This is a genomic window from Candidatus Pelagibacter sp. HIMB1517, from assembly GCF_052047895.1.
GTDB lineage: Bacteria > Pseudomonadota > Alphaproteobacteria > Pelagibacterales > Pelagibacteraceae > HIMB114.
The window spans coordinates 19,860-39,250 of the sequence record NZ_JBNAIW010000007.1; the positions used below are offsets into that span (position 1 = coordinate 19,860).

At 30.0% G+C, this 19,391-nt stretch carries 20 protein-coding genes; 1 reads left to right on the forward strand and 19 read right to left on the reverse strand.

Annotation, left to right across the window (positions count from 1 at the left end):
• Window position 1: 1 nt before the first annotated feature.
• Entirely contained in the window at window positions 2-784 is a 783-nt protein-coding gene (locus ACTTAT_RS04280) for an enoyl-ACP reductase FabI (protein WP_440679844.1), read from the forward strand.
• Here ACTTAT_RS04280 and pnp read toward each other — a convergent pair.
• The 19 genes from pnp to murJ all read right to left on the reverse strand — a co-directional run bounded on the left by pnp (window position 781) and on the right by murJ (window position 19,347).
• Window positions 781-2,859 carry a polyribonucleotide nucleotidyltransferase gene (pnp, locus tag ACTTAT_RS04285; protein ID WP_440679845.1) on the reverse strand — a complete coding sequence of 693 codons (2,079 nt, stop codon included), beginning with the start codon at window positions 2,857-2,859 and terminating at the stop codon, window positions 781-783. The genes ACTTAT_RS04280 and pnp overlap by 4 nt on opposite strands.
• Window positions 2,860-2,872: 13 nt before the next feature.
• A complete protein-coding gene (rpsO, locus tag ACTTAT_RS04290; protein WP_009373039.1) occupies window positions 2,873-3,142 on the reverse strand; it encodes a 30S ribosomal protein S15 in 270 nt (89 codons plus the stop codon).
• Window positions 3,135-4,028 (reverse strand): tRNA pseudouridine(55) synthase TruB, encoded by an 894-nt coding sequence (gene truB, locus ACTTAT_RS04295; protein ID WP_440679846.1) that lies wholly within the window; start codon window positions 4,026-4,028, stop codon window positions 3,135-3,137. Before truB ends, rpsO begins: the two co-directional genes overlap by 8 nt.
• Window positions 4,028-4,393, reverse strand: a complete 366-nt coding sequence (gene rbfA, locus ACTTAT_RS04300) for a 30S ribosome-binding factor RbfA (protein WP_009373041.1) — start codon at window positions 4,391-4,393, stop codon at window positions 4,028-4,030. Before rbfA ends, truB begins: the two co-directional genes overlap by 1 nt.
• Window positions 4,394-4,395: 2 nt before the next feature.
• On the reverse strand, window positions 4,396-6,579 hold the full coding sequence (gene infB, locus ACTTAT_RS04305) for a translation initiation factor IF-2 (RefSeq protein WP_440679847.1): 2,184 nt from the start codon (window positions 6,577-6,579) through the stop codon (window positions 4,396-4,398).
• A 21-nt stretch (window positions 6,580-6,600) separates the two neighbouring features.
• Entirely contained in the window at window positions 6,601-8,145 is a 1,545-nt protein-coding gene (gene nusA, locus ACTTAT_RS04310) for a transcription termination factor NusA (protein ID WP_440679848.1), read from the reverse strand.
• 76 nt (window positions 8,146-8,221) lie between these two features.
• A complete protein-coding gene (gene trmB / locus ACTTAT_RS04315) occupies window positions 8,222-8,824 on the reverse strand; it encodes a tRNA (guanine(46)-N(7))-methyltransferase TrmB (RefSeq protein WP_440679914.1) in 603 nt (200 codons plus the stop codon).
• A gap of 34 nt (window positions 8,825-8,858) precedes the next feature.
• The gene (gene metK, locus ACTTAT_RS04320; RefSeq protein ID WP_440679849.1) at window positions 8,859-10,016 is read right to left on the reverse strand and encodes a methionine adenosyltransferase; all 1,158 of its coding nucleotides are present in this window, start codon (window positions 10,014-10,016) and stop codon (window positions 8,859-8,861) included.
• Window positions 10,017-10,072: 56 nt separating this feature from the next.
• Window positions 10,073-10,918: a hemolysin family protein gene (locus tag ACTTAT_RS04325; protein ID WP_440679850.1), complete on the reverse strand. Its 846-nt coding sequence runs from the start codon at window positions 10,916-10,918 to the stop codon at window positions 10,073-10,075.
• Window positions 10,915-11,367, reverse strand: coding sequence for an rRNA maturation RNase YbeY (gene ybeY, locus ACTTAT_RS04330; protein ID WP_440679851.1), 453 nt, complete (start codon window positions 11,365-11,367; stop codon window positions 10,915-10,917). The genes ACTTAT_RS04325 and ybeY overlap by 4 nt, the downstream gene beginning before the upstream one ends.
• Window positions 11,367-12,335: a PhoH family protein gene (locus ACTTAT_RS04335; protein WP_440679852.1), complete on the reverse strand. Its 969-nt coding sequence runs from the start codon at window positions 12,333-12,335 to the stop codon at window positions 11,367-11,369. Before ACTTAT_RS04335 ends, ybeY begins: the two co-directional genes overlap by 1 nt.
• Window positions 12,336-12,340: 5 nt before the next feature.
• Entirely contained in the window at window positions 12,341-13,648 is a 1,308-nt protein-coding gene (gene miaB, locus ACTTAT_RS04340; RefSeq protein ID WP_440679853.1) for a tRNA (N6-isopentenyl adenosine(37)-C2)-methylthiotransferase MiaB, read from the reverse strand.
• Window positions 13,645-14,079, reverse strand: a complete 435-nt coding sequence (locus ACTTAT_RS04345; RefSeq protein WP_009373050.1) for a Fur family transcriptional regulator — start codon at window positions 14,077-14,079, stop codon at window positions 13,645-13,647. Before ACTTAT_RS04345 ends, miaB begins: the two co-directional genes overlap by 4 nt.
• A gap of 18 nt (window positions 14,080-14,097) precedes the next feature.
• Entirely contained in the window at window positions 14,098-14,613 is a 516-nt protein-coding gene (locus tag ACTTAT_RS04350) for a hypothetical protein (RefSeq protein WP_440679855.1), read from the reverse strand.
• A gap of 5 nt (window positions 14,614-14,618) precedes the next feature.
• A complete protein-coding gene (locus ACTTAT_RS04355) occupies window positions 14,619-15,788 on the reverse strand; it encodes a glucosaminidase domain-containing protein (protein WP_440679857.1) in 1,170 nt (389 codons plus the stop codon).
• Window positions 15,781-16,320, reverse strand: a complete 540-nt coding sequence (locus ACTTAT_RS04360) for a NifU family protein (protein ID WP_440679858.1) — start codon at window positions 16,318-16,320, stop codon at window positions 15,781-15,783. Before ACTTAT_RS04360 ends, ACTTAT_RS04355 begins: the two co-directional genes overlap by 8 nt.
• A 38-nt stretch (window positions 16,321-16,358) precedes the next feature.
• A complete protein-coding gene (locus ACTTAT_RS04365; protein ID WP_440679859.1) occupies window positions 16,359-16,820 on the reverse strand; it encodes a universal stress protein in 462 nt (153 codons plus the stop codon).
• Entirely contained in the window at window positions 16,820-17,821 is a 1,002-nt protein-coding gene (gene trpS, locus ACTTAT_RS04370; protein WP_440679860.1) for a tryptophan--tRNA ligase, read from the reverse strand. The genes ACTTAT_RS04365 and trpS overlap by 1 nt, the downstream gene beginning before the upstream one ends.
• Window positions 17,818-19,347, reverse strand: coding sequence for a murein biosynthesis integral membrane protein MurJ (gene murJ, locus ACTTAT_RS04375; RefSeq protein ID WP_440679861.1), 1,530 nt, complete (start codon window positions 19,345-19,347; stop codon window positions 17,818-17,820). The genes trpS and murJ overlap by 4 nt, the downstream gene beginning before the upstream one ends.
• Window positions 19,348-19,391 lie beyond the last annotated feature (44 nt).

Sequence of the window (19,391 nt, forward strand, 5' to 3'; positions counted from 1 at the left end):
AATGCTTTTAAAAGGTAAAAAAGGATTAATCATGGGTGTTGCTAATGACAGGTCAATAGCTTGGGGTATATCAAAAAAACTATCAGAACATGGCGCCGAATTAGCTTTTACTTATGTAGGTGACGCTTTAAAAAAAAGAGTAATTCCATTAGCCGAATCTTTAGGTTCTAAATTTACATTGGACTGCAATGTTGAAAATAAAGAGCAAATTGTAAATACTTTTCAGGAAATTAAAGATAAATGGGGTGAATTAGATTTTGTTGTTCACGCAGTAGCTTTTTCAGATAAGTCTGAATTATCAGGAGAATACTTAAATACTACGAGAGATAATTTTTTAAGAAGTATGCTTATATCATGTTTTTCATTTACAGAAGTTGCAAAAGAAGCAGCGCCATTGATGAAGCAAGGTGGAAGTATGATTACTTTAACTTACGAGTCTACTAAGACAATTCCTAACTATAATGTAATGGGAGTTTGCAAATCTGCCCTTGAAACAAGTACAAAATATTTAGCAAGAGATCTTGGTAAAAATGGTATTAGGGTTAACGCGATAAGCGCAGGACCGATCAAAACTCTTGCAGCATCGGCAATCGGAGATGCTAAATTTTTATACAAGTGGAATGAAGACCATTCTTTCTTGAAACGAAATGTTGATATTCATGATGTTGGAAACTCAGCATTATATCTTCTAAGCGACCTTGCAGGTGGTGTTACCGGTGAAATTCACTATGTAGACGCTGGTTATAATAAAGTTGGAATGCCAGATCCTAAAAATATGTCTTAAGAACCTAAAGCTTCTTTAATAGATAGCTTTACTTTTCCCCTGTCAAATCCAATAACTTTAACTTTAACTTCATCGCCTTCTTTGACTACATCTGAGACTTTTTCTACTCTTTTTTCAGCTAACTGAGAAATATGAACCAATCCATCTTGTTTTCCTAAAAAGTTTACAAATGCACCGAAATCCATAATCTTAACTACTTTTCCAGAGTAAATTTTTCCAACCTCAGGCTTCTCTACTAGTGAATTTATCATTTCAATTGCTTTATCTCTAGTTTCTTGATCTGCAGCTGAAACTGTTACTTCTCCACTATCATTAATATCAACTTTTGCACCAGACACTTCAACAATCTCTCTGATGTTTGCTCCACCTTTTCCAATCACAGTTGCGATGTCCTTTTTATCAACTTGAATTTTTTCCATTCTAGGAGTGTATTGCGATAATTCTTTATTAGACTCTTTGATAGCTTTTGCCATTTCATTTAAAATATCTAATCTTCCCTTTTTAGCTTGCTCTAAAGCTTTCTCCATAATTTCAAAAGTAATACCGTTAATCTTAATATCCATTTGAAGAGAGGTGATTCCATCTGCAGACCCTGCAACTTTAAAGTCCATGTCACCAAGATGATCTTCATCACCCAAAATATCGCTTAATACTGAAAATTCGTCACCCTCTTTAATTAAACCCATGGCAATACCAGCAATTGGTTTTGCTATCGGAACACCTGCATGCATTAAAGCCATTGATGAACCACAAACAGTCGCCATCGAAGAAGAACCGTTAGACTCAGTAATATCTGATACAATTCTGATCGTATATGGAAAATCCTCATGCTTAGGAAGTGCTGCATTTATAGCTCTCCAGGCAAGTTTACCATGACCAATTTCTCTTCTTCCGGTTCCACCAACTCTTCCAACCTCTCCTACAGAAAATGGGGGGAAGTTATAGTGAAGCATAAATCTAGATTTTTGCATCCCTTCTAGACTTTCAAACCTTTGTTCATCGTCAGATGTTCCAAGTGTAGCAGCAACAATTGCCTGTGTCTCACCTCTTGTAAACAAAGATGATCCATGAGCTCTTGGGATAATTCCTACTTCACATAAAATATCTCTAACTTCATCTAATTTTCTACCGTCTATTCTAGATTTCTCTTTTAAAATTTTTGTTCTAACAATATCTTTTTCTAAAGACTTTAATTGGTCCTTAATTTGAACTTTTGTGTATGTTTCATCATCTTCGAATAATTTTTCTACTTTTTCATTAGCATCGCTAATCATAGAAGAGCGTTGCTTTTTATCTTTTTCAGAAAAAGCTTTGACTAAATGATCTTTAACCTCTGAAGAAATTTTGGATTTTAATTCTGAAAAATCTTTACTTTCAATTTCCCATTTTGGTTTACTTGCTTCTTTAGCCAATTCTTCAATCAAATTAATAACTGGTAAGAAATTTTCATGACCAAATTTCACAGCATCTAACATCTGAGCCTCTGTTAAACCTGAAGCTTCTGACTCAACCATTAAAACTGCTTCTTTGGTACCAGCAACAACTAATTCTAGATTAGAACTTTTAATACTTTCTTTTGAAGGGTTTAAAATAAACTTACCATCAATCAAACCCACTTTGGAAGCAGCAACTGGACCTTGAAAAGGCAACCCTGAAATACTTAATGCTGCAGAACTTGCAATCACCGCTAAAATATCTGGATCACATTCTTTGTCATAAGATAGTACAGTTGTTAAAACTTGCGTCTCATTTCTAAACTGGTCTGGGAATAATGGTCTAATTGGTCTATCTATTAATCTTGAAATTAGTGTTTCACTTTCGGTTGGTCTTGCTTCTCTTTTAAAATAACCACCAGGAATTTTACCAGCAGCATAAAACTTTTCTTGATAGTTTACAGTTAAAGGAAAAAAATCTGTATCAGGGTTTGCCTTCTTTGAAGCAACTGCAGTTGAAATAATTACAGTATCACCCCATCTTAATATAACTGCACCATCTGCTTGTCTTGCAATTTTACCGGTTTCTATTGATAAATTTTTTCCCGCCCAATTAATTTCTTTTTTGACAATGTTAAACATGTATTAGCTCCAACTATTTTCTTAGTCCAAGCTGCTCAATAACTTTTTTATATAAGGTTGGTTCTTTTTTATTTAAGTAATCTAAAAGTTTTTTTCTTCTAATAATTAATTTACTTAATCCAGTATTTGAGTGCTTGTCTTTTTTGTTATTTTTAAAATGTTCAGTTAAATATTTAATTCTCTCAGTTAAAATACCAATTTGAACTTCAGAAGATCCCACATCTTTGTCAGATTTTTGAAGCATCTTAATTACTTTGCTTTTATCTAAGTCTTTTTTACTCATTAATATTTAAAATCCTTTTTGGATAAAAAACTCCATTTTTCATGGAACCCAAAGCCACAACGTTTTGATGATAATCTGCTAGAATTTCTTTATGCTCTTTAGAACCAACTTCTTCCAACATGCTTACTTTCATTCCGTTTTTAATAAGCTTTAATTTTTTATCGTTAATTTCAATTGTGGGTATATGATATAAAACAGACTTAATATCAAGCATGTATTTAAAAAAATCATAAATATTTTCGTTATTTATCAGTGTTTTTAGAGCATAAGAGTTTTTTTTTCTAAAAATTCCATCTCTTAATCTTACAATTTTAGAGCAATAACAAAAAGTTTTTAACTCCAATGCTATATCTTTGGCTAAGCTCCTAACGTAAGTTCCACTCTCACAGCTGACTACAAATAAAGATTTTTTATTATTAAAGTCATGGTTTAAAATTTTTAATCCATAAATTTCTTTTTTTACTTTTTTAAGCTCAAATTTAACTCCTTCTCTGGCAAGTTGATATGCTCTTTTTCCATCAATTTTTTTTGCAGAAAATTCAGGCGGACTTTGATTGATTGAACCAATAAACTTTTTAGTTATTTTTTTAATATCTTCATATGATGGTATAATTTTAGATATATTAATTACTTCACCTTCAGAATCTAAAGTATTGGTTTGCTTGCCCCAATTCACTTCAAAAAAATAAGTTTTTTTAGACTTATTAATTAAAGGAATTGTTTTAGTTGCTTCATTTATTGCTATTGGCAAAACACCTTCTGCCATAGGATCAAGAGTTCCAATATGACCAATCTTTTTTAGTTTAAATTTTTTTTTTAGTAAGTTTAAACAATATGATGAGGTAAAACCTGTGGGCTTATATAAATTTATCCAACCGTGAACCATTAGTCTTTGTCTTTTAACAATAAATTTTCTATTTTTTCTGCATAATCAAATGACTCATCAATAACAAAATTTAGATTAGGCATAAATTTAGCTGTCCATTCTTTTGATGCAGATTTTTTTATTTCTAAGGAATATTCATTTAATGTTTTTAAAAATTTATCTATATCTCTTCCTGCCAGTGGCATGAAGAAAACCTTTGCATGCTTAAGGTCAGGAGATACTCTGACCTCAGTAATAGTTACTAATTTGGTATCAATTTCTGGTAATATAATATTTTGCTGAATAAATGACCTGGCTAAAATTTTTTTTAGATTTTCACCTGCTTTAAGTTGTCTTTGGGTGAATGGCTGATTATTATTTTTCATTATTACTCTCTATCAACTGTAACAATCTGAAAAATTTCTATGATATCTCCTTTTTTATAATCTATAAAATCTTTTATTGTTAGACCACATTCCAGTCCCGACTTTACTTCTTTTGCCTCATTTTTTTCTCTAAATAAACTTCCAATTTTTCCAGTATAAACTACAGTTCCATCTCTAGTTAATCTTGCATCAGAATTATTTCTTACTTCACCCTGTGTAACTTTAACTCCTGCTACTTTACCTGCTTTTGAAACATTAAAGACTTCCAATACTTCACATTGTCCAATACTTTCCTCTTTTGTCTCAGGTTCCAAAGTCCCTTTTATCGATTTTTCAACAAAGTCTATTGCCTCATAAATAATATTAAAATAACTGATGTCCATTTTATAGCTATTAGCCAATTCTTTAGCTTCTTTATTAGGTCTGACATTAAAGCCTAAAATTTTAGCATTTGATGCCTTAGCTAAAGTTACATCCGTTTCTGTAACAGGGCCTACTGCAGATAAAATAATTTTTGGTTTAATTTTCTCGATTTCAATTTTTAATAATGCTGCGTTTATAGCCTCAAGTGAACCATGCACATCGGCTTTTACTACAATATTTAATGTTTCAGCTTTATCTGCATTTCCAAAAATATCATTATTATCAGTAGTTGATTTTAAAGTTTTTTGTTTTGCTCCATTTTTTCTAAATTCCAGTATTTCTGAAATCTTATTTTCATCATTTAAAACTATAAAATCATCCCCAGCACTTGTAACACTTTCAAAACCTATAACTTCTACAGGTGTAGAGGGTTCGGCTTGAGAAATTTGTTTGTTATTATAATCAAACATTGCTCTTACTTTGCCTTTTGCTACCCCGCTCACAAAAGTATCACCTCTTTTTAAGGTTCCGCTAGTTACTAGAACTGTCGAAACAGGTCCTTTGCCTTTATCAAGCCTAGACTCAATAACAACACCTTTGGCAAGGCTATCCTTTTTAGTTTTTAAGTCTAATAATTCAGACTGTAATAAAATATTTTCTTTTAACTTATCTAAATTCGTTTTTTTAATCGCTGATATTTCAGTGCACAAAACATCACCACCCATTTCTTCAACAATAAGTTCGTGTTCTAAAAGTTGGTTTTTAACTTTATTAGGGTCAACACCTGGTAAATCACATTTGTTTACAGCTACTAAAATTGGAACACCTGCTGCCTTGGAGTGCTGTATTGCCTCAATTGTTTGAGGTTTAATTCCATCATTTGCTGCAACAACAAGTATAACTATATCTGTAATTTTTGATCCTCTGGCTCTCATTTCAGTGAAAGCTGCATGTCCAGGCGTATCAATAAAAGTTATTAACTGCTTGTCATTAACTTTCACTTGATAGGCGCCGATATGCTGAGTGATACCGCCATGCTCTGTTGACACTACGTTTGCTTGCCTTAAAGCATCTAACAATGAGGTTTTTCCATGATCAACATGGCCCATAACCGTTACAACAGGCGGTCTTGGATCACTACCTTTATCTTCTTTTTCTTCGTCAACTATTTTTTTAATTTGATCTTCAGTAACATCTCCTCTAATTGCATTGTGTCCAAATTCACCAACAATAAATTCTGCAGTATCAGCATCAATGCTATGATTAACGGTAACTTTTACATTTTTTTCTAGTAAATATTTTATGATTGCACTTGATTTTTCAGCCATTCGATTTGCAAGTTCTTGAATAGTAATAACAGAAGGAATATTCACATCTCTTGCAATTTTCTGGATTTCCTCCTGATCATCATCTTTTTTAAACTGCTTTTCTCTAGCTCTTTTAACCGATGCATGGCTTCTTTGACGCTCTATTTCATCGGCATCTGTTAAAGCCCTTCCTAGTGTAAGTTTGTAATCTCTTCTTTTTCCCTCAACTTTTTTTTCACTCTTTTTTTTGCCCTTGTGCAACTCTTCTTGTATCTTTTTTTTAGCCCACTCTTTGGCATTTTTTTTCTTTTCATCGGATGGAGGAGTTATTTTTGGAGCAAAAGGTTTTGAAAATGGCTTCTTTTCAAAAGTTTGTTTTTTGTCTTGTGGTCTAAAATTAGAGTTTTTTCTCTCTACTACAACTTTACCTTGGGTTTTGGTGCTATTATCGTTGAACTTTCGAGGCGTACCCTTGAAATTTTTTAAGGTCAGTTTTTTTTTCTTTTCTTTGCTCATTTTTACCCTCGAAACTCATTGTTAAAAATTAAAAACTTTTTTTCTTGCACGCATAATTAAATCTTCAGCATCTTTTCTTGGAATATTAAATTCTTCTAATACTCCATCAAACTTTTCTCTTTTACCTTTAATTTCATCATATCCACCCACAATTTCATCCGTAGATAACTCTGCAAAATCTTTTAAAGTTTTGATATTTTCTTCACCTAGTGTCAACAGCATACCCAAGGTTAAACCTTTATGATTTGCTAAATCTTCTTCAATTCCAAGCTCTTGCACTTTGCTTGCAATCTCTTTTTCTTCTTCTTCTAAAAACTCTTTAGCCCTATCTTGTAGTTCCTTGGCTGTTTCTTCATCAAAACCATCAATTTTTAAAAAGTCATCAACATTTGCATTATTAATATCTTTGATAGTGTTAAAACCTTCAGACACTAAAAGTTGAGCCATGGTTGTATCAATTTCTAAAGCTTTTATAAGCTTTGAAGAATTTTCTTTAAATTCACTTTGTCTTTTTTCTGACTCTTCTTTATCTGTTAAAATATCAATTTCATAATCTAATAATTTAGAAGCTAACCTAACGTTCTGACCTCTTCTTCCAATCGCTTTACTTAAATTGTTTTCATCTATAACAACTTCTGCTCTTCTGTTCTCTTGATCTAAAACAACTTTCATCACTTCAGCTGGCGCTAAAGCGCTGACAACTAATGAGCCAACATCTTCTGTCCAATTAATAATATCAATCTTTTCACCTTGAAGTTCATTAACAATAGTTTGTACACGACTTCCTCGCATACCCACACAAGCTCCAACTGGGTCAATAGAACTATCTTTTGATTGTACACAAATTTTTGCACGACTACCTGGGTCCCTCGCTACAGATTTAATTGAAATTGTGCCTTCATAAATTTCTGGAACTTCTTGCTGGAAAAGCTTTGCTAAAAATTGAGGATGAGCTCTAGATAAGAAAATTTGTGGACCCTTATTTTCTCGTCTTACATCATAACAATAAGCTTTTACTCTATCTCCATTTTTTAAATTTTCTCTTGGAATTAATTCCTCACGTCTAATGATCGCTTCTGATTTTTGCAAGTCTACAATAATATTTCCAAACTCTGATCTTTTTACGATACCACTTAAAATTTCTCCAACTTTATCTTTAAACTCGTTAAACTGTCTATCTCTCTCAGCGTCTCTAATCTGAACTGAAATAACTTGTTTAGCTGTTTGTGCTGCAATTCTTCCAAAATCAATCGGTGGAAGCTCTTCCTTTATCTCTCCTCCAATTTCGGCAGAAGGATCTTTTTGCTTTGCTTCATCCAAACTAATTTCTGAGTGACTTTCTAAAACTTTTTCAACAATTTTTAATTTTCGACCAAGCTCAATAATGCCCGTTTCCCTATCGATGCTGACATAAATATCATTTTCTGATCCATAGCGTGTTCTTGCTGCCTTCTCAATTGCAGTTTCCATTGATGATAAAACTAAATCTTTATCTATCGATTTTTCGGCTGCAACTGCATCCGCTATTCTTATTAATTCTGTACTATCAATTCTATTATTAAGCATTTTTTAATTATGTAAAAAAAAATGGGCATAAGCCCATTTTAAAAGTTAACAATTTAGAACGTAAATAAACGAAAATTTAAATTTTATCAATCTTTAAAAAATTTATATTATTCTTCAATTTTAAAGCTCTTGCATGATATCTGGTGATAATAGTAGGTGTCTTTTTATAGCTTTTTATAGATATTTTGAGCTCCTTTTTCAATAATTTAGACTTGTTCTTAACGTCATTAAAATAATCGTAATTATCAGAACCGAAATAAATTGTCCCTTTAGAATTACAATGAGAGATGAGTAATTTTAAAAATTGATAGTTAACCAGTCTTCTTTTATGGTGTCTTTTTTTTGGCCATGGGTCTGGAAAAAAAATATAACATTGATCAAAACAGTAATTTTTGTATTTTTTTTCGAATTTTTGAAAAACATATGGAAATAAAAATATGTTTTTAATTTTATTTGTTGAACAATAATAAGCCGTATTAGCTAAACCATTTTTAAATGGCTCAATTCCTATTACCAAGTTTTTTTTATATTTTTTTGATAAAAAAAATAAATTTTCTCCAACCCCAGAACCTATTTCAATAATAATCTTTCTTCTTTTGTTAAAAAAAGATTTTGTAATTTTTTGCGTATTAATGAATTTTTTTAAAATTTTTTTTTTTCTTGAGAAAGTGTTCTTGATTGTAAACGACCGAAAAAAAGTCTCTCTTTAATCATTAAATATTTTTAAACAAATCAACAATATCAGTTTTTTCCCAAGTAAATGTTCCGTCAGAGCCTGGCTGCCTTCCAAAATGTCCATAAGCTGCTGTTGGTTTGTAAATAGGATTATTTAAATTTAATTTTTCTCTTATTCCTCTTGGACTTAAGTTAATTTCTTTTCTAATTACATTTTCTACTTTTTCAGATAGTTTTTGATCGCCATTAAATAGATCAATATAAATAGATAGTGGTTGCGAAACTCCTATTGCATAAGATAACTGAATTACGCATTTATCACTAACTCCCGCTGCAACAATATTTTTAGCTAAATATCTTGAAATATAAGCTGCAGATCTATCAACCTTTGTTGGATCTTTTCCTGAAAAAGCACCGCCGCCATGTAAAGCTGCACCACCGTATGTATCAACTATGATTTTTCTACCTGTTAATCCTGTATCACCATCAGGTCCTCCGATTACAAATCTGCCAGTTGGGTTTACATAAAATTGCTCTTCCGGACAATCCCAACCTTCTGGCAAAACTTTTTTTACATAAGGTCTTACTATTTCTTTTACATCATTTTGATCTAACTTTTCATCATGTTGAGTTGAAATTACTACTGAAGAAACACCTGTTGGTTTTCCATTTTTATAAACTACAGATATTTGGCTTTTTGAATCTGGTCCTAATCCTTTTTCTTTCCCTGACTTACGTACATGCGCTAACTCTTCTAAAATTTTATGAGAATATAAGATTGGTGCTGGCATTAATTCCTTTGTTTCATTGCAAGCATAACCAAACATAATTCCTTGGTCACCAGCGCCTTCATCTTTTTCGTTTCCAGATGAATCTACTCCTTGAGCAATGTCAGTTGATTGAGCATGTAAATAATTAAAAAATTCTAATTTTTCGTGATGGAAGCCCTCTTGTTCATAACCAATTTCTTTTATTGTATTCCTCACTGCTTTTTCAATTTCTTCAGAACTAATTTCTGGGCCTCTGATTTCACCCGACAAAACAACTTTATTGGTCGTTGTTAAAGTCTCACAAGCAACTCTGCTTTCATTAAATTTGGATAAATACAGATCCACTATAGTGTCTGAAACTTTATCACAAACTTTGTCAGGATGGCCTTCTGAAACTGATTCTGATGTAAAGATAAAATCTTTCATAACGTGAATTAGCAATTATAAATAATCTTTAACGTTGTCAAATCTAAATTGTAATCTTAAAGAATTTTAAATATTCTGATTTTTTTTATCTTTCTAGGGTCAGCTTCAATAATCTCAAATTGATAAGTATTATCCACTTTGATTACCTCGCCAGCATAAGGAACTCTGTTAATTTTGGAAAATATATAACCGCCCAGAGTATCAACATTTTCTTCAACAATACTCAAGTTTGATTCATGGTTAAAATCATCTAACGTCATATCTGCTTTTGCTTCAAAAGTATTAGAGTCTATTTTTTTAAAATTAAAATCATCATCTTTATCGTGTTCATCTTCAATTTCTCCTACAATTTCTTCTATAACATCTTCAATTGTAATTAATCCATCGGTTCCACCATGCTCATCTATAACTAAAGCCATATGAAGTTTGGTAGCCTGCATTTTTAATAATAAATTCATAACAGGCATTGTTGGAGGAACAAACAAGACCTCTCTCATAATTTTTTTTATATTAAAATCATTATGATTTGATCCTGAGAATTTAATTATATCCTTTATGTGTATCATACCCAGCACATCATCAAGGTCTTTTCTAAATACAGGCATTCTTGAATGCGATTCTTTATCAATTGTATCTATAATATTTTGAAAAGAAGAGTCTTGTGAAATCGCAACAATTGAAGCTCTTGGTATCATTACATCATCTGCTTTTAATTTATTGATACTTAAAATATTTGATAAAATTGATTTTTCTTTAGAACTTAAGTCTATATTTTGACTTTCCTCGTTTGATTTTTCATCAATAACATCTTTGATACTATCTCTTAAACTCTGATTATTACCTAAAAAATTTATTTTTTTAATAAGTTTAGAAATTATATTTAAATTTTCTTTTTTACTCATGCTAATTTTAAAATTTTGTTTTGTATCTTTTCCATTTTTAAAAAATTTTTCTCATTATCATGATCATAACCAATCAAATGAAGAAAGCCATGAACAAGCATTTTTTTTAAATATTCTTCAAATTCAATTCCTTGTTTTTTTATATAGTTGAAGGATAAAGCTAAATCACCCAAGTATATATTTTTTTGTTTTAATTTTTTTTTAAAAAAACTAGGTTTTTCACTGGGAAAAGATAGAATATCAGTATCTTTTTTTTTATTTCTAAACTTGTAATTTAATGAGGTCATTTTTTTTGTATTCGTCAATAAAACAGAAATTTCAATATTTTTAGATAAAAATTTTTTCTCACACATGATGCTTTTCTTTAAAATATTTTTTATTTTTTTCTCAACATTAGTCGAATCTTTAAGCCAGATTTTTGAATCGCAAGATATATGAATTTTATGCATTATTGATTTTTTTTATAAGCATCAATAATTTTTGATACAAGAGGGTGTCTTTGAACATCTGAGGTGTCAAATCTGGTAATTTTTATCTCATCTATATCATCTAAAATGTTGATAGACTTTAATAACCCAGAGGATTTTGACCCAGGCAAATCAATTTGACTAGGGTCTCCATTAACAACCATAGTAGTATTTTTTCCAAGTCTAGTTAAAAACATTTTTATTTGAGTGTCGGTCGCATTTTGTGCTTCATCTAAAATCACAAAGGAGTCCTTTAAGGTTCTTCCTCTCATAAATGCCAATGGAGCAATTTCAACAGTTCCATCTTCAATTTTTTTTTGCATTTTCTCATAGCCTACCAGCTCATAAAGAGAATCGTACAGCGGTATAAGGTATGGGTCAATTTTCTCTTTCAAATCACCTGGTAAGAAACCAAGATTCTCACCTGCCTCAACAGCAGGTCTAGATAAAATAATTTTTTTAACTTCACCGCTTATTAATTTACTCACAGCAACAGCTACGGCTAAATAAGTTTTACCGGTACCAGCAGGTCCGAGAGAAAAAATTATATTATTTTTTGCTAAATTATTAATATAAGTTTTTTGCTTTTCAGTTCTTGCAAAAATATTTTTTCTTGGCGTCTTTATAACGACATCGTTAGCTAACACATCATTATTTGATGATGACTCAAAGTGATATAAAGATTTCACATCTTCTTCTTCAAGCTCTTTGCTTAATGACTTTTGTAGCATTTGATTAATTGTATTTATAACTAATTTGCTTTTAGAGTTATCACCCTTGATTGTAATTAAATTTCCCCTTAAATTAATTACTGTTCCAGATAATATTTCTAAAACTTTTAAAAACGAGTCTTGAACACCAACAATTCTATTTAAAGCCTTATTGTCGTTTACATATAAACTAGTTGATAAACTATCGTTTTCTATGATTTGAAAAAGGTTTGCTGTCAATTAATTTACGCTATTCTGCCAAATAAATTATTTCTATTAGCATTTTCTATAAAAATTTTCTTTATTTCGCCAGCTTTAATTACAGTATTTTTAATAAATACTGGTGTCATATATTGATTGCGACCAAAAAATTGTTCTTCATTTTGTGTTTTGTTCTCAAACAAAACACTGTTCTCATGATTAATCATAGAGTGATTGAACTCAATTTGCTGTTTGAACAAAAGACCTTGTAGTTCTTCTAATCTTTTTTGTGATATATTATTGTCTACTTCACTTAAATTTGTGGCTGGTGTACCTGGCCTTTGACTATAAATAAATGAATAAGATAGTGAAAACTTTACTTCTTTAACTAAATTTATTGTATCAAGATGATCTTCATTAGTTTCTCCTGGAAATCCAACTATAAAATCACTTGAAAACTGAATATCTGATTTTTCTTTTCTAAATTTTTCTATAAGGTTTAAATAATCTGAACGCGTATGATTTCTATTCATTAGTTTCAAAATTTTATCCGAACCTGATTGAACCGGTAAATGCAGTTGTGGCATCAATTTAGGCTCTTCTCCAAACAAAGATATTAATTCTTGATCAAAATCATTTGGATGCGAAGTCGTAAATCTTATTCTTTTTACATTATTAATTTTTGCTATTTTTTTTATTAATTTTGCCAATGAGATGTCATTATTTTTATATGCACTAACATTTTGGCCAAGAAGAACAATTTCTTTAGTGCCGTTATCTGTTAACAGCAAAATTTCATCTAATATTTTATTATAATCCCTAGAAAATTCTGGACCACGTGTGTATGGCACGACACAAAATTTGCAGAATTTATCACAACCTTCTTGTATGGTCACAAAACTTGATATTTTCGATTTAGTATTTTTTAAATTTTTTAAAACATCAAATTTTCCATCTACATCCAGTTCGGTTTCAACAGATCTTTGTCTATTGCTTTGGAAGCTTTTAATTAAAGAGGGTAATTTGTGGTAAGCCTGAGGTCCTACAACAATATCAACATAATCACTTTTTTCAAAAACCATAGATGACTCGGCTTGTGCTACACATCCAGCAAGAACAAAAATTGGTTTTTTCTTATCTTTATAAATTTTTTTTATTTTGCCAATGTCTGAATAAACTTTTTGAGTTGCTTTTTCTCTAATATGGCAAGTGTTGAAAATAAAACAGTCAGCTTCGTCAATCTTATCTATTTTTTGATATGCAATACTATTCATTAAATCAGAAATTTTATTTGAATCGTATTCATTCATCTGACACCCAAATGTTTTAATATAGAATTTTTTTTGACTCATTTTTTTTTACAATAAAGCTCTAAACGATGATCAATGAGCTCGTAGCCCAACCTCTTGGCAATTTTTTTTTTTAAAGTTTCAATCTCATCATCTACAAATTCAATAATTTCACCTGAATTAACATCTATTAGATGATCGTGATGATTTTCTGTTGCAACTTCATATCTTGCTTTACCAGCTTTAAAATCATGTTTTTCAATAATTCCGTTTTCCTCAAGTAACTTTACCGTTCTATAAACTGTAGCAACGCTAATTTTTTTATCTATTTTTACAGCCCTGTTAAATATTTCATCAACATCAGGATGAAACTTTGTGTCTGAAATGGTCTCTTCTAATAATCTTACGATAACTTTTCTTTGATCTGTTAACCTTAAGCCTCGGTCCTGGCAAATTTTTTCCAGACTTATCGCAAATGGAGATGTTTTAATCATTTGTGAATTATATTTTAACTAGAATGAAATTGGTACAATTTTCTTAGCAAATCTATTCTTCAATAATAAAGACTTTATGTCTTTAATATTTAATTCCAAATTTAACTTATAATTCTTAAATTTTGCTAAATCTTCTTTTTTTATTTTATTAATATTTTTATTTTTTACATTTAATAATATATTTTGATTTTTAAGAGAAATTAAAGCTTTGGTCTTTTTATATTTTTTTGCATTTAATAAATCAAAATTGTTAAAAGCTAATAACTTACAACCAAATACTAGAGAAATTATTTTTGACAAAACAATAGAATTTCTTATTGAAATTATATGACCAGGCCCGACATTCATATAAATTACAAAAGAACTATCTAACTTTAGTTTTTTTTTTTTTAAAAAATCAAAAAATACCAATGGTAATTTTTCAGTTTTATCTAAATTTTTAATTTTTTTAGTAAAAGTTTTTTTATCTGAAATTAAAAAAAAAGATCCATTGCCTAAAGTAAAATCAATTATTAACGATTTATTTTTAATCATTTAGCTTACGCTAAATTTAATTTTTTTGTTGGAAGAAGAATAGATTTATCAAAATCTGTAAGGCTATTTTGCTCAATAATCTTTTGTAAATAAAAAACATATTTATCTTTAATTTCAGAGTATTTGTCTAAATGCTTCGATAGCTCAAGACCAGAAATCTCTAAATTATCATTTCTCATTTTTGATCTTTCTTGTCTTAGTCCTTCGTATGATTTGTGGGTATTTAGATTTTTCTTATAAGCTTTAACCGAAGCTCTAATAATATCAAACTTTGTTACTTTAAATGACTGATCTTCATCTCTATCTAAAGGAATAATTCCTGCATTTTTCTTCCAAGTCCTTTGACCAAATAAGGAATTACCTTCAAGTGCGAACCTTGACGTTCCCCAACCACTTTCATATGCTGCTTGAGCTATTGCGAGTGACGGTGGAATGATATCGGCTCTTTCCAATAATAAATTAAAGTCTCCATTCTTAACTTTGTAGTATTTAAATTTTTCTTCTAGCCAGTTTTTGTCGGTTTTAGAAATTTTAGAAGATTTTGATAAAAATAATATTTTTTTTCTCTCTGTCAAAATATCTTCATTTTCAGATAACACTAAAGGCAAAACAATTTGTATAAAAATCCTTTTTCGATTTTGAATATTTTCTAACTCATTTATACCTCGTGGAAGCTGAGTAAAAAATACAGGCTTAACAGGTTTCCCATCCCTAATCTCTTTTAAATCATATTTTAGTTCATTGAATAAAGCTAAGACGCTTCTTGCATGAGGCGTATTGAAACCCCTGGTGTCTCTTTCTTCAAAAAACTTATTTTCAATATCTTCTTTTGGTTCTTCAATCTTAACTGAGGCCAGTTCTTTTTGAGCATAAGTCGACTTTACTAAGGCAGTATTTTTTTGAATAATTCCAGGCAATAATACCAGTGCAAAAACACAGGCAACCATCAGCCCCGCTCTCATTAAATTGAAATATGACTCTCTTTGTGTTTGCTCTTTTGATAATCTTGGGGTTTCGTCTTTTGGAATGGCTATACCATTTCTTAATAAAATTAATTCAATTTGTTTAGCTGTAAGCTTACGTCCTTTCTCCTCATAAAAAAGATACTCTTCTACCTCATATTTTTTAGCTGTAAGTATTAAATGATTTAGATAATTATATTTTTTTTTACTCATTGATATTAAGTGCTTCAACTGAAGTTACTTCAGGAACATAGTGCTTAATCATTCTTTCCACTCCATGTTTTAATGTTACAGTCGAGCTTGGACATCCTGCGCAAGCCCCTTTTAACATCACTTCAGCAACTCCATCTTTAAATGATTTTAATCTAATATCACCGCCATCCATAGCAACAGCGGGTCTAATTTTGTCATTTAAAACTTCTTCAATTCTTTTTGAAATATCGTCTGTAAATTCACTCTCCTCTTCAAAAGATAGAGCATTAAAATTTTCAGATATCCTTTTATTTAATGCTTCTAGAATATCTTGAACAATATCGTCCCATGATGAGTCTTTATTTTTTTTAATAGAAATAAAATTTTTATCTAAATAGACTAATTCTAATTCCTTAATCAAAAACAAATCATTTACCAAATCAATGTTTGACTGATCACTTTTTTTAAATTCTTTTGAACCAATCTTTACAATTGTCTGGTCAAAGACAAATTTTTTAGTATCTGGATTTGGTGTGTCGACTACATTTATCATCGGCTTTAAGTATTATTATTGGCTCAATTTTTCAATGTTTATACAATAGAATCTATATCTTTTTCACTCATAGAGCCAGGAACTAAGACAACGGGTATGGATAAATCTTTCATTTTACTAGATAATAAAGATTTAATTATAGGACCGGGGTTTTCACCTTCCTCAGAGGTTGCAAGAACCAAGAAACGTATATCGCTGTCTTCAGTTAAGACTTTTATTATTTCATCATCTCTTTTACCCAATTTAAGAATTACCTCTGTTTCAATTCCAAAATTTTCTTTTATTTTTTGTGCCCATGATCGGCATACTTTTTTAGCTTCACTAGTTTCTTCTTGTTCTATTAAATGCTCAACTTTTGACCATTGAGCGTTGATTGCGTGATCAATTACATAAAGCATAGATAAACTACCGTTAGTATTCTTTGCTCTTTGAGCCGCAAAGTGGATTGCATTTTTTAGCTCTTTACTATTATCAACCACAACTAAAAACTTTTTTTTCATTAAATTAATCCTACAATTTTTTTTACTTCGATGATCGTTTTATTGGCAGTATCTGATGCCAACTCATTTCCATTTTTTAAAATTTTTTTAAGTTGTTCTTTGTCGTTTTTATATTCTTTAATTTTGTCTGAAATTGGACTTATTTTTTCCACTAATAATTCTGCAAGACTATTTTTAAAATCTGAAAAGCTTTTGCCATCAAAATTCTTTATAATTCTTTCTGGACTATCTGATTTTAAACTTGCATAAATTTTAATTAAGTTTTGAGCTTCATATCTTTTAGTATCTAATGCTAGTATCCCTTCATCAATCGGTTCACTATCAGTTTTAGCTTTTTTAACTTTTTGCATAATTTGATCTTTGCTATCAGTTAAATTTATACGAGATAAATCTGACTCTTCAGACTTGCTCATTTTTTTATTTCCATCCCTTAAACTCATAATTCTGGCAACAGATTTGGGAATTATTGGTTCTGGAATTGTAAAAAAATCATTTTTATAATCATTATTAAACTTAGTTGCTATATCTCTGCACAGTTCTAAATGTTGTTTTTGATCTTCGCCAACAGGAACATGTGTTGCTTGATAAATTAAAATATCAGCAGCCATTAATATTGGATATGTATATAATCCAACACTTGCTTTTTCTTTGTTTGAACCAGCCTTTTCCTTAAATTGAGTCATTCGATTTAGCCAACCAACACGTGCGATACAATTTAAAATCCAAGACAATTCAGAATGCGCTTGAACTTGTGATTGGCAAAAAATAATATTTTTCTTTTCGTCCAATCCACAAGCTAAAAAGGTTGCGGCTGTATTTAAAATATTTTCTCTTAATTCATCTGGATTTACAGAAACTGTAATAGCATGTAGATCTGCCAACATATAAAAACACTCATAATCATTTTGCATAGTTACAAAGTTTTTTATTGCACCCAAATAATTACCAAGATGCAAATTACCAGTTGGCTGAATACCTGATAAAACTCTTTTTGAATTCATTTATAATTTTTTAACTTAAAATCTTGTATACTAAAAGCTTTAAACAACGAAGTTATAAGGAAATAGACAATAATCGAATCTCCAACCACAAAAAATAAATAAAAAACTTTACTTACAGATGTAGATAAAAACTCTTCTCTTAAATAGAAAAATTGAAAATATAAAATTGCACCCATTATAAGTGAAGAGGCTATAATCTTTGAAAATCTTTCAATAAAAAGTTTATCTGATAAATGAAATTTATCTTTTTTTAAATTGAATTTATAAATAAATGTAGCTAACCAACATGAAATGGTTGTCCCGGCAGCGATAGATAAAAAACCATATTTTTTAAAAAATATAATGCTTATCAAAATATTAGTAGCAACAGTAAATACAGAAACTTTAAATGGAAAATTTGTATCTCCTCTAGCAAAATAAAAATTAGAATATAATTTTAAAAGTGAAAAAGCTGGTAAGCCAAAACCAAAAATAACTAGAGCATTTGCTGTATTATTAATACTATCCTGATCAAAAGATCCGTAACCAAAAAGACAAGAAATTATTTGTTCTGCTCCAACAATAATTCCCATAGCTGCAGGTGCTGATAAAAATACAGACAGCTCTACAGATCTATTTTGTATGAAGTAAACTTTGTTTTGTGTTTCATTAATTATAACTTTGCTCAAAACTGGTAAAACTACAGTCCCAATTGCAATTCCCGATATAGCGAGTGGTAACTGATATATACGGTCGGCATAATATAGGTATGAAACAGCACTTGGTTGGAATGAAGCTATTATGGTTCCGACTAAAATATTAATTTGCATTACTCCAGACGAAAAAATACTAGGTAAAAGTTTTTTAAAGAAGATTTTAACTTGATTAGTAAATTTTATAATCAAATCAATTTTAGGGAAAAAGAATTTTTTACAATAAATTATTAAAATAATTAATTGAATTAATCCTGCTAAAAATACCGCTATCGACATAAATTTTACGTATGATTGATCGAAAGATTTAGCTAAAAAAATTGCTAAAATTAAAAATAAATTTAAAATAATTGGTGCTGCAGCTGCTACTGCGAATTTGCCATTTGAATTTAATATTGCTGAAAAAAAAGAAGATAATGATACAAATAGTAGAAAAGGGAAAGTTATACGACTTAATTGTATTGCTAAATTAAATTTTTCTGGGTCAGATGCAAAACCTGGTGAAATTAAATAAATAAATCCACCCATAAAAATTTCTGCAATTAAAGTTAAAATTAATAAAACTATTAACAAAAAATTAAAAACTAAGTTTGTAAATCTTTTAGATTCTTTCTTAGCTTTCAGCTTTGTATAAATAGGAATAAAAGCAGCATTAAATGTTCCTTCTGCAAACAATCTCCTAAATGTGTTTGGAAGCCTAAAGGCTACAAAAAAAGCATCAGCCATTGCTGTAGTACCAACAAATATCGCTATTAATATATCTCTAAAGTAACCCAAGACCCTGCTGAGAAGTGTTAATGAGCCAAAAGAGCTGACTGCTTTTAAAATATTCATATAAGTTGTTTACACCTCATATCTTCTGGATTAATAATCTTCCA